Source organism: Desulfobaculum sp. (genome assembly GCF_054921475.1).
This window is the reverse complement of sequence record NZ_JBUDSW010000105.1, coordinates 1-11,642: the sequence shown is the minus strand read 5'-3', so window position 1 is coordinate 11,642 and position 11,642 is coordinate 1. Positions and strand designations below refer to the sequence as shown.

At 60.5% G+C, this 11,642-nt stretch carries 11 protein-coding genes; 1 reads left to right on the top strand and 10 read right to left on the bottom strand.

All coding sequences use genetic code 11. The annotated features are described in order from the left end of the window. Nucleotides 1-64: 64 nt before the first annotated feature. The 10 genes from ACY69P_RS08520 to ACY69P_RS08475 all read right to left on the bottom strand — a co-directional run bounded on the left by ACY69P_RS08520 (nt 65) and on the right by ACY69P_RS08475 (nt 9,895). A complete protein-coding gene (locus ACY69P_RS08520; RefSeq protein ID WP_404845969.1) occupies nt 65-412 on the bottom strand; it encodes a hypothetical protein in 348 nt (115 codons plus the stop codon). 784 nt (nt 413-1,196) lie between these two features. Further along, nucleotides 1,197-1,625 carry a response regulator gene (locus ACY69P_RS08515; RefSeq protein ID WP_462327178.1) on the bottom strand — a complete coding sequence of 143 codons (429 nt, stop codon included), beginning with the start codon at nt 1,623-1,625 and terminating at the stop codon, nt 1,197-1,199. Between the two features lie 21 nt (nt 1,626-1,646). After that, nucleotides 1,647-2,045 (bottom strand): hypothetical protein, encoded by a 399-nt coding sequence (locus ACY69P_RS08510; protein WP_462327177.1) that lies wholly within the window; start codon nt 2,043-2,045, stop codon nt 1,647-1,649. Between the two features lie 626 nt (nt 2,046-2,671). After that, a complete protein-coding gene (locus ACY69P_RS08505) occupies nt 2,672-3,103 on the bottom strand; it encodes a response regulator (RefSeq protein WP_404845972.1) in 432 nt (143 codons plus the stop codon). 40 nt (nt 3,104-3,143) lie between these two features. Next, the gene (locus ACY69P_RS08500; protein ID WP_462327176.1) at nt 3,144-3,767 is read right to left on the bottom strand and encodes a sensor histidine kinase; all 624 of its coding nucleotides are present in this window, start codon (nt 3,765-3,767) and stop codon (nt 3,144-3,146) included. Then, complete coding sequence (locus tag ACY69P_RS08495; protein WP_404845974.1) at nt 3,757-4,137, bottom strand: response regulator; 381 nt, start codon at nt 4,135-4,137, stop codon at nt 3,757-3,759. The genes ACY69P_RS08500 and ACY69P_RS08495 overlap by 11 nt, the downstream gene beginning before the upstream one ends. 16 nt (nt 4,138-4,153) lie before the next feature. Further along, nucleotides 4,154-5,863: a sensor histidine kinase gene (locus ACY69P_RS08490; RefSeq protein WP_462327175.1), complete on the bottom strand. Its 1,710-nt coding sequence runs from the start codon at nt 5,861-5,863 to the stop codon at nt 4,154-4,156. Between the two features lie 72 nt (nt 5,864-5,935). Continuing rightward, nucleotides 5,936-7,147, bottom strand: coding sequence for a response regulator (locus ACY69P_RS08485; RefSeq protein WP_459898301.1), 1,212 nt, complete (start codon nt 7,145-7,147; stop codon nt 5,936-5,938). A gap of 16 nt (nt 7,148-7,163) precedes the next feature. Continuing rightward, nucleotides 7,164-9,296 (bottom strand): SulP family inorganic anion transporter, encoded by a 2,133-nt coding sequence (locus ACY69P_RS08480; protein ID WP_462327174.1) that lies wholly within the window; start codon nt 9,294-9,296, stop codon nt 7,164-7,166. Further along, on the bottom strand, nt 9,290-9,895 hold the full coding sequence (locus ACY69P_RS08475) for a TetR/AcrR family transcriptional regulator (RefSeq protein ID WP_404845978.1): 606 nt from the start codon (nt 9,893-9,895) through the stop codon (nt 9,290-9,292). Before ACY69P_RS08475 ends, ACY69P_RS08480 begins: the two co-directional genes overlap by 7 nt. Before the next feature lie 593 nt (nt 9,896-10,488). Between ACY69P_RS08475 and ACY69P_RS08470 the strand changes: the two genes are divergently transcribed. After that, a partial coding sequence (locus ACY69P_RS08470) for a M48 family metalloprotease (protein WP_462327173.1) occupies nt 10,489-11,642 on the top strand: 1,154 nt, incomplete at its 3' end.

Here is an 11,642-nt window from a genome sequence, read left to right as displayed (position 1 = left end):
ACGCAGAAAAGGGAGGCCGAGGTTTCGGTCTCCCTTTTCTTCATGACACGGATAACAAACAGGTTCAGGCGCAGCGCGCACTCTTCGTTGGCGCCCCGTTAAGGGAACGGGTCAGCCTGTTGAGCAGAAATTCATTGCCAGCTGCGGGCATAAAGCCTTTACAGGCTCCGCGCCCCGTCACGACGAGCACTTTCATCCATGGCTGCATGCGGGAAAGACCCCGCTGGATGTCTCCACACGGTGCGGGACCATTGCGTACGTCAACAACCGCTGCGTCGTACCGCATCATTCGCGCGAATTTGATGGCGGTGTTCACATCGGAAGCATAATCCACTGCAATGTTCTTGGCCGTAAGGCGCTCGACAAACGACGTCTGCAGTCTGCCTTCATCTTCTACTACAAGAATGCGCATGGCTTCTCCTGCAAAGGGGGGGTTCGGTTATGCCTGATTGTGTGGTCAATCAGCACATATGCCAATGCGGCCCACTTAGCACCAGCATTGTAGAGAGTCCAGCAAAAAATGAATTTTCTGTGACAAGCCCGAAATCAGGCCGAAATCCTCCCGCCCAAGCACCCGCTTCCTCCAAGGCAAACAGCGCCCCCAAAAGCCACCAGCGGCGGCATAGACTCTCCCTTCACCCCATTTCCACCACCCGCCGCGGCCGAAACTCTGGACCATGGTTTTTGCCGCGCATCGTGTGCCCCCAAAACGGGGCGCGCTCCGGCTGCGGGGCGGGAGGATGGAGAGACCGGACGAAAGGACAAGGGCGGGGCCGCCCCGCCTGAAGAAGCCGAGCCATGCTCTATGACGTCCCCTGCGCCCCTCAGCCCCACTCCCACCTGTAAGGTCTTACAATCCCGACAGATCGCCACACACTCAACAAGCACCATGCAGCGGTGCAGGGGCTCATGCCCACTGTTCCCCAATAGAAACGCATGTGCCCCGGCATGCGTGGGAGAGAGGACAAGACGACCGCCCTTGCCCTGAGAGGGCTCTCGCGGGGCCATGCGCGGCCCCGATATTCGTACAAGACGCCAACGCACACACGCCCTGCACGCCATATCAGCGCTCCGCGCGCCGCCACTCCTGCCCTCCCCTCTGCACAGAAAAACGCCGGGAAGGACGTGTGTCCTTCCCGGCGTTGGAGAATCGTTTTGTCGCGCTGTTGCAGTATACGCGCGGCGGGCCGCACAGGCTAGAAGCGGCGCGCCAGAATGTCCTGAATTTTCTCTTCGTTATGCTTTTCCTGCAGCACGGCGCGCTTAGCCTGCGCGTTGCGAATGCGCTCCAGCAGGGCGTCCATGTCCACGGGCTTTTCCATAAAGTCCAGCGCGCCCAGCTTCATGGCTTCCACGCTAATCTGCACAGTGGCGTGGCCGGACAGGATGATGATCTGCACCTCGTCGTTTTTGGCCTTGATGCGCTTTAGCGTTTCAATGCCATCCAGACCGGGCATCTGCATATCGAGCACAACAGCGTCGAAGCACTCACAGTCAACCATTTCCAAAGCGTCACGGCCATTGGTCGCGGTGGAGACATCAAGCTCCCGCATACGCAGACGTTCGGCCATGGTGTTCACGAAGTCGATATTGTCGTCCACGAGTAGGACATGGGCGTTGACCATTGCTGGCTCCTCTTTAGATGATCACAAGACGTGGCGCGCATCCGCATGCGGTGCGTGCACCATCCCCCGTTCTTGCACTGCCACAAGATGCGGCAGGAGTGAAGCCATGATAACCGGCTTTGTCACAAAGGTGCAAGCCTCTGTTTTTGCGTCAGATTCCTGATACTGGGGCGTATGGTCATCGCATAGACACAGCGCGGCAACGTCATGTTGCAGTCCGCGAAGCCCGCGGAGCATTGCGTCCCAGCGCACGCCGCGCACCATATCGTCCACAAGGGCGATGTCGTAGCGTATCATCCGTGCCAGCCGCAGTGCGCCCACAGCGTCCTGCGCCCATTCGGCGGCGTAGCCATGACCATTCAGGTCCGCCACAAGCCGTTTTCCATCCTCCGCGTCTGCGGTTACGACCAAAACGCGCATGCGCTTTCTTCCTTGTGTCGAGGCATCCGTCTGTTCCCTTTGCGGCCCCGCAGATTTCTGCGGGGGCTCCGTCTGCTGTCTCTTGCGCGCTTGCCTCAGACTCCTCCCGGTGCATCGCCATGGCGCGCATCACCATGCACCGGCGCGTCGGTTTGCGCTGTTGGCGGAGTTTTCGTGTTGCGAATGACTCCGGTAGCATGTGTTTTTGACCACCGTCCACACGTTTTCCGCTACGTGAAACAGTGCACAATACACGAATGCACCACGACGCCGCGCCGCAGCATCCTTATACAAGCGCCCACACGGGCAGGCGCAGCAATGGAGCAGGCAACGGCAGACGCACGGCGCACGCCTTAAATCACAGGAAAAGGGAGGACATAAAATCGGGAGGAATAAAAAAGACTTCCGGAAGGCCGAAACCGCCAAGTTTTCGGCCTTCCGGAAGACGAAGGCTCTCCGGTCACGGCGTCTGGCGGGAGGAGGTGTGGTGATGCTTCCCGTACATAACGCCATCCACTGACCCGAAGAGAAATCCCGGCCTCAAACGTGCCTCACAAGGCCGGGAAATACCGGCAGGCAAGGGCCACCGCCTGGCCCAAGCCGCCTACGCAGGTTGTCTTCTCCCACTACCAACCGGCGTGGGAAAGTATGGACTGAATCTTTTCGTTGTTGTGCTCTTCTTCCAGAACAAGGCGCTTTGCCTGCGCCACGGTAATCTTTTTCACCAGCGTGTCGAAGTCCGCGGGCTTTTCCATAAAATCGAGGGCGCCAAGCTTCATGGCCTCTACGGAAAGCTCCACCGTGGCGTGGCCGGACAGCAGAATAATTTGCACTTCGTCGTTGTGCTCCTTGATGCGCCGTAGCGTCTCAAGGCCGTCCATATCCGGCATTTGCAGGTCCAGCACCACGGCGTCGTAACGGCGGGCGTCAATGGCGTCTACGGCGCTGCGGCCATTATAGACCGCCGTCGCGTCCATCCCCCGCGTGCGCAGGCGCTCGGCCAACGTCTCGACAAAATCCTTGTTGTCATCAACCAGCAAAACATTCACACCCGTCATCTCTCAAAGCCTCCCCGCGCCACCCCCGGCGCACCATGGATTAGACATTCTTCGGCAACCGCAGCACAAGGCCGCTTCCGGCCTCGGCAACGGCCGTCGCGCTCAGTGCGTCCAAAAGCTCCGCCATCTGGGACGCCTGGCCCCCGCCCCCGGCAGAAAAGGCTATCTCCGCGCCCTCAGACGTCGCGCGCGTGGTCACCGTCACCTGCGCGCCGTCCTCCACGCTGTCCATCACAGCATCAAGACACGCGAGGAGGAGCTGCATCAAGAGGAAAGGCCGCGTGGACACCACCACCCCGGCGTCACCCTGCGGGTCAAAGCTCACGCCGCGCATGGCGGCCAGCCGGGCATAGAGATTCAGCGTCAGCTCCACGGACTCGTCCACCGGCACCTCGGCAAGGGGATGGTCCGTGCTGTGGGCGAAGGCATTGAGGCGCTTCACCACCGCGTCCGCATCCGCCGTACGCTGCTGGATGTCCGAGGCAATGCCCGCAAGGCGCTCAAAATCCACCTCGCGGCCACGCGCGGCAAGGGTCAACAGGTCCGTGAGCAGGCCCGCCTTTTCACGGATGGTGGCCAAATGGTTCTTGAACTCATGTGACACGCTGGCCGTCATACGGCCAAAGCAGACCAACCCAGCATCGGACCCGTTGTCAGCACTCATTGTTCTCTTCCCCTCCGGGATTCAAAGCCGCCTGAATGCGCTCCAACAACACCTGGAGCCGCACGGGCTTCATCAGGTAGTCGCTGGCACCGGCCTTGCGCCCTTCCTGACAGTCCTGCGTGGAGCCGTGACCGGTCAGGAAGATAAAGCGCATCTCGGGGCGCATGTCGCGCATGGACTTCATGACGTCCAGCCCGCTGGTGCCGGGCATCTTCATATCCACCACGGCAAGGTCGTAGGCCTTGCTCTGTGTCATATCAATGGCGGCATCGCCGGACAGCGCGCAATCCGCATCAATTCCTCTCAGCCGCAGGCGCTCCACCAGTGTTTCCACCAGTTCGGCCTCATCGTCGACCAACAAAATCCGCACAATATCTCTCCGTCCGTTACCGTTTTACAGGAAAGACCAGAGTGAACGCCGTTCCTTCGCCTTCCGTACTGTCCACATGCATCTCTGCGCCCAGCTTCTGCACCAGACCGTAGGTAATGGACAGGCCAAGGCCTGTGCCTTTGTCTCCCTTGGTGGAGAAGAACGGCTCAAAAATCTGGCGTAAATGCTCGCGCCGGATGCCGCATCCGTTGTCCTGAATGATCACGGATACGTGGTCTTCGGTCATGGGCGCGATGCCGATGTTCACCCTGCCGCCATCTTCGACGGCGGCAAAGGCGTTGTTGATAATGTTCAAAAACACCTGCTGCAACTGCCCTCTGTCGCTCTCGATGGGCATCACGTCGCCCGCTACGTCCACGCTCACCTCAATGCCGCGGTACTCCGCCTCCTTTTCCAAGAAGCCGAGCACGTCGCGGATGACAGGCTCAAGGTCCAGCTTCTCCAGGCGCACGTCGATGTGCCGGGCAAAGCCAAGCAGCCTGTGGGTGATGGTCCCGCAGCGCTCCACCGACGCAAGCACCGCATCGGTCAGGCCAATGAGCTTTTCCTTGTTCGCCCCTTCCACGGAGCCGAAGGTCAACAGATCCTTCATCAGTCCGGCCTTCTGGCTGATGACGGCGAGGGGGTTGTTGATTTCGTGCGCCACGCCTGCGGCAAGGCGGCCAATGGAGGCCATCTTGTTGGCGTGTTCGGCGCGGTGCATGGCTACGGTACGCCGCTGGTCGGCAAAATGCACCCGGCTCACCAGCGAGGTCGCCACCCCCAGCACCACAATGCCGATGACCGTCATGCTCAGGGCGGTGAAGCCGAACATCTCAAGGCGCACGGTCCACCATGGGTCCATGACGGCTTTTTTGTCCGTGACAAGGGTCAGGATGAAGGGCGCGCCCTTCACATAGGTATAGCCCATAAAGACGGGGGTGCCGTCCTTGGAGCGCGTCTCCATAATGCGCGTGCGCTCGGAGTACGGCGGCACGGGATAGCCCGAGGCCGCCAGCACATCCCCGGCGTGGCGGGTGGGCGTTTGCAGAACGCCTGTGGTGTCGGTGATGAAGACGTCGCTGTCGCTGCCAATGTCGATGGACAGCAAAAGATCATTAAAGCGGCTGGTGTCGAGGGTGGCGCGCAGAATGTAAAAACTGCCGTCCGCGTCGTCGTGCTTCACGGCGACGACCATGTGCGGAATCTCGCGGAAGCCCTTGAACACGGGGCTGATGTACACGCCACGGGCCACAACGTGCTTGAACCAATCCTGCCGGGAGTAGTCGCGTCCCACCAGTTCGTGCGGTCCGGCGTAGGCCTGCTGGATGCCGTCGGCATCGATGAAGCCAAGGTCATACACGCCGCCAAAGGAGTTCTTGAGGTCGCGAAGCAGGCCGCGGATGCGCAGCGGGTCGGCCAATTCCCGGCGGGACAGATGGCGCACGGCAAAGTCCAGCGCGGACTGCCGCTCTTCGAGAAAGGCGGTGACGGAGCGCTTGCTGTTGGAGACAAGGCGCGTCATGCGGTAGCGGTTTTCGGCCTCGGCCAGCTTTTGGCTGAGGCTGAAGTCCGTAAAGGACATCACGCCAAGCGGCACAATGGAGACGAGCAGCATGACGCCGACAACCAGCACCCACAGCCGCCTGTAGTTGAGGATGTTGTGCCCATCCTCTTCATCCGTCGTCCAAAAATTCGGCCGGAGCCGTTTCAGCCACGAAGCCATACGCGCATCCTTTACGGGTAAAAAAAGGGCCGACAGGCACGCCAAGCGTCGCGTCCCTGTCGGCCAAACGTCTTACGACGAGACGCGAACCTTTTCGTAGGCGCTCTTTACCGTGGACGACAAGACGTCAATGTCCACCGGCTTTTGCAAGTACGCAAACGCGCCAAGGTCCATACAAGTCTCACGGTCCTTATCGGAACCGTGACCGGTGAGGATAATCACCGCGACGCCCGGGTGGTCGCGCCGCACGCGGCGGAGCACCTCAAGGCCGTCCATGCCCGGCATCTTCAGGTCCAGAATCATGACCTCCGGCTCCTCGTCCTGCAGCAGGTTCAGAGCTTGCGGGCCATCATACACCACAGCGGACCCCACGTCGCGCATGGTGAGACGTTCGGACAGGGTTTCGACGAACTCGCGCTCGTCGTCCACCAGCAGCACCTTGCTCGGCAGGCTGAAATCATGCCTGCGGTAGATGTCCGCCTGATAGAAATCCTTTCCAACCCGAGTGGTCACTTCGCGGACCCCCTCCACGCCGGAGGCAATACGCTGCAGCTCTTCCTCAAGGCGGGAGAGCATAATGACATTCTTATTGATGGTCAGCTGCACGCGGCCGTTTTTGGCCTCCACGTCCACGCTGTGGCCTTCCTTGACGAGGGCCATGTCCACACGCGCGGCAAGGGCGAAGTCGTCCACCGCCTGCTGGGACTGGGCCGTGGGCACCAGCACGCCGCGGCGCGCGTTGTCCACTGTAAAGGCCACCGCATGCTCCACGGACTTGGCATCCATGGGGATGACCACGTCGTAGAGCTCATTGTCCCACGCCTTGGCGCCGGTGACGTACTCGCTCCAGCCGAACAGGGCCTCGTCGGCCTTGTGGACCAGCTTGGCGCCCTCTTCGGCGCTGACGCCCTCACGCTCGGCGGCGAGGCCAGCGCGGAAGTGCACCTCCGCCCCCAGCAGCACGCGCAGCACATGCGACACGCGCTGTGGCACCAGCAACCCAGCCCAGCCATACAGGAGCAGGTCGTCCCTGTGCAGCAGCTCGGCCAGCGTGGCGCGCAGGCACGTGACGGCGCGCTCGCGCTCGTGAGTGAAGCTGTTGAACACGCTCGGCTTGCCGTAGACCGTCTTGGCCAAACGCGACTCGGACATACCGAAACGTTCCGCGGCCATCGCGAAGACTTCGGCGTCGCGCATGGTGGTCAGGCCAAGCTCGGAAGCGACGCCAGCCGCCACTTCCTCGGCCCGAACATACGCGGCATTGAAGATGTTGATCACTGCCATGAGGATTCTCCTTGTCCTATTGGGCCGGGCAGGCCTCAGTCAGGGGGCATGCCTTTTCTTCGGAACCTTCGTGGGCCTTGGCGTGGATGATGGGCAGCGCCTCTGCCTGCGTGGCGTAGATATTCTCCTCGCCAATGGACTCAAACAGGTGCGTACGCTTCATCACCGCGAGAACATTCTCATTTACGCCAGAGAAGGACATACCGTACCCGGCACTGCGCACGCGGTCCACAATAAGTGCCAGCGCTTCCTCGCCGGAGGCGTCCATGTCATTGATGCCGTTGGCCACCAGCAGAATGTGCCGCAGGTGCGGCTTGGCCTGCAGGATGTCCGTGATGCGGTCCTCAAGGTAGCTGGCGTTGGCGAAGAACAGCGGGCCGTCAAAGCGGACGACAGCCACGTGGTCACACTCGCGCAGGCCGTAGACGGAGCAGTCGCGCAGGGCGCGGTCCGCCGACAGGGACAGGCTGGCCACCGTGGGGCGCATGCTCTTGTACAGGAACACGCCAAGGGACAGCACAACACCGACCATGATGCCCTTGTCCAGATGCGGGGCAAAGCCCAGCGTGCAGACAAAGGACAAAATGGAGATGGCGCCGTCGTACCACTGGGCCTTCCACGCGTGGACAAAACCCTTCACGTTGATGAGGCCGATAACCGCCATCATGATGACCGCCGCCAGCACGGACTGGGGCAGATGATACAGCAGCGGGGTGAAGAACATCAGCACGATGACGACCACCAGCGAGGTAAACACGCTGGACAGCCCGGTCACCGCGCCGGAGGCAAGGTTCACCGCCGAACGGGAGAACGACCCCGATGCCGGGTAGCTCTTGCCAATGGCGCCCACCATGTTGGACAGGCCCTGGCCGATAAGCTCCTGGTTCGGGTCAAGGCGCTGGCCGGTCTTGGCGGCCATGGCCTTGGCGATGGAGATAGCTTCCATGAAGCCCAGCAGCGAGATGATGGCCGCATACGGCAGCAGCTGGAGCATAACGCCCATGTCGAGCTTGGGCACGGACAGGGTCGGCAGGCCGCTGGGGACCACGCCCACAACCGCGCCGCCGCCCATCATGAGCAGAGAGTCCTTGTTAATGGCCTTATTGCCGACCTTGATGCGCCAGATGCGGCCGTCGGTGTTCAGGCCCTCGGGCGTGGTGCCCGCAAGGTAGAAGTTCGTGGTGCCGTCAGGCGCGCTGACGCCGTCGAACTTCATATGGCGAATCTTGGAGCGCCAGGTGTGGGCCCTGCGCTTCAGGTTTTCAATCTTGATGTTGGCGACTTCCACATCGTGCTTGATGTCGAGGGCGGGGATGGAGTGCATGCCCGAATTCTCGACAGCGGCGGCGTACTGGGTGTTCAGCTCGGTGCGCCGTTCGCCAATCTTGGGCAGCTCCGTGGTGACGGTGTTGAACTTGGCAATGGCTTCCACCGCGTCCGGGGACTTGATGTGGTTCAGGTCCACGGTGGTGTTGTGCTCAAAGCCAATGGCCCACGACAGCAGCGTGGTAATCACAACCGCCACCAGCACGTTCGGCGCCTTGGGCGCAAAGCGCTTGAGGCCAATCATCACCGCAAAGGCCAGCACACCCATGCCGAGTGTTGGCCAATGTGTGTAGTCCACGGCGGACTCCATCACGCGGTAGATGGTCTCGTAGTGGTGCGCAGCTTTGTCCACATACACGCCAAACATCTTGGACAGCTGGCTGGACGCAATGATGATGGCCGCGGCGTTGGTGAAGCCGTTGACCACCGGATGCGACAAAAAGTTCACCACCAATCCAAGACGCAGCGCCCCCAGCAGGAACTGGAACAAGCCCACTGTAAACGCCAGCAAGATGGCATAGGCGACGAAAGCCTCGCTGCCTGCTGTGGCCAGCGGTTCCAGTGATGCGGCTGTCATGAGCGAGACAACAGCCACAGGGCCGGTGGCGAGCTGACGGCTGGAGCCGAACAGCGCGGCAATCATGGGGGGCAGAAACGAAGCGTACAGCCCGTAATACGCGGGCATACCCGCAAGCTGTGCATACGCCATGGACTGCGGAATCAGCACCAGGGCCACCGTCAGTCCGGACGTGAAGTCAGCCCTCAAATGCTTTGTTCCATAGCCCTTCATCCAGGACAGGAACGGAAAAATTCGGGTCAGCATGAGCACCCTTCCATCGGTTGTGGTTTCAGCATGTTTTCGCATGAGGCGAGCACGTCTGCGTACAACGAACGAACGGGAAACAGGCTCAGCATCTTAAAGCGCAAAAGGCCCGATACCATGGAAAACAGTATCAGGGCCTGACCATTGGGGGACACGTCCCTGCGGATGGAACCATCGGCCACACCCTTCTGGATGGCCTCCACCAGCATGTCCACAAAACAGTTGTAAATGGCTTCCACATCTTCCCGGAGGGCGGGATTGGTCCCGGCAAGATGATACAGATGCGAGCGGAAAAGGAGCCTGAACTCCACGTGCATCTCCTCGGAGAGACGGAAGAAGAGGGCGACAAGATCCTTCACCGTTTCCAGCCCAGACCCGGACCCCTTTGCAAAAACCGCGTCCTCCACGCGGCTGACGATGCCGTTTTTCGTCGCTTCAAGAACACCGATGTAGATTTCCTCTTTGTTCTTGAAGTGATGGAAAATCGTGCCTTCAGCCGCGCCGGTAAGGCGCGAAAGCTCTGCAATGGACGTGTCCTTGTAGCCTTTGGCTGCAAAAAGCGCCGCTGCTGTTTCAAGTATCTTTTCTTTGTACGACATTGCATCTCCTAGCCCGAGTGCGCGCTCGGGTTTACCGAGTAAGCACTCGGCTTCACTCCCCCTTATGTGCTGGATTTCACATTGTCAAGCGGGCTATTAATACGCGATTCTCCCTTCTCATTAATCACAACGTACTGGAATCCAACACTCTTTTTTAAATTTCCAGATGATATATGATTCTCACGTCTCATAAAGAAAATTTTTTCTCCAGAGTCCGGCAAGGCGGTATCGTCGTGCCTATGACGAAAATGCCGCACTTTGTGCAATTTTGCTCAAGCAATGAATGCTGCTTGCAAATCGCCGCAAACCTTGTGGCGGCGGTGCTTTTGCCGGATTCTTCCTGCTTTTTTGTGAGAAACGTGTATCATTTTGCCCCACACATGTCCTCCACCCGACACAACAGTTGATGTGCAGTGTAGTGCATCCGCACATTTCTGTACATTTTCTCTCTGCCGCCCCCGCAGGTGGACGCGTCACCGCGTGGCAGAGCGCTCCGCGTATGGGGTTTGTCCGGCCCTGCCCCTGCGCGCGCACTACCAAGCGCCGCGCGTCTGTGCTATGCAAAGACCTCTATGAATGAAGGAGGTCTTCCAATGAAGCAGTCCCTCTCCAGACGGGATTTTCTCTATATGTCAGGCATCTGCGCCCTTGGCGCGGCAACGGGGTGCGCCAAGAACCCCGTCACGGGCGAGCAACAGTTCATGCTGCTGTCCAAATCCAGCGAAATCCAGCTGGACAAGGAGCGCTCCCCCCTCCAATTCTCCAACGACTACGGCCCCACAGACGACGCGGCCCTCAACGCCTACCTGAGTGAAACGGGCAAGAGCATGGCCCAGTACACACACCGCCCGGGTATGCCCTACTCGTTCCGGTGCGTGGATGCGGTGTATGTCAACGCCTACGCCTTTCCCGGCGGATCCATCGCGTGCACGCGCGGCATTCTGCTGACGCTGGAAGATGAAGCCGAACTCGCCGCCCTGCTGGGGCATGAGATGGGGCACGTTAACGCGCGGCATTCGGCCTCGCGCATGTCCAAGGGCATGGCCGTGTCCCTGCTTTCCTCCGGCCTTGCGGCCTACGCCGCGTCCTTTGGCAAGGGCTATGGCGAAATCGCCGCGGGTATGGGCGGCGTCGCCTCTGGCGCGCTGCTGGCCTTCTACAGCCGCGAGGACGAACGCCAAGCCGACGCACTGGGCATGGAATACATGACGCGCAGCGGCTATTCGCCCAAGGGCATGGTGGGACTGCAACAGCACCTTGTGGACCTGCACGATTCAAAGCCCTCCGCCACGGAACTCCTCTTTGCCTCGCACCCCATGAGCGAAGAACGCCTTGAGACCGCCAAGGAGGAAATGCGCTACAACTACGCCAAGGCCACATCCAACCCCGTGTACCGCGACCGCTACATGGACAACACCGCCGCCCTGCGCGCCAAAAAGGACGGCATTGAAAAGCTCCAGACCGGTGCCAAGTACATGGTCAAAAAGGACTTCACCGAGGCCGGGTCGCACTTCTCCGCCGCACTGAAGCAGATTCCAGACGACTACGCGGGCAACCTGATGATGGCCAAATGCCAGTTGGCGCAGGGGCGCGAGGCCGAGGCCAAGCGCTACGCCGACGCAGCCCACTCCATCAAACCCACGGAGCCGCAGGCGGATCAGGTCATCGGCCTTGCCAGCCTGACCCAGAACGACTACCCGTCCGCCCTGCGCGCCTTCCACGCCTACGAAAAGGCGCTCCCCGGCAA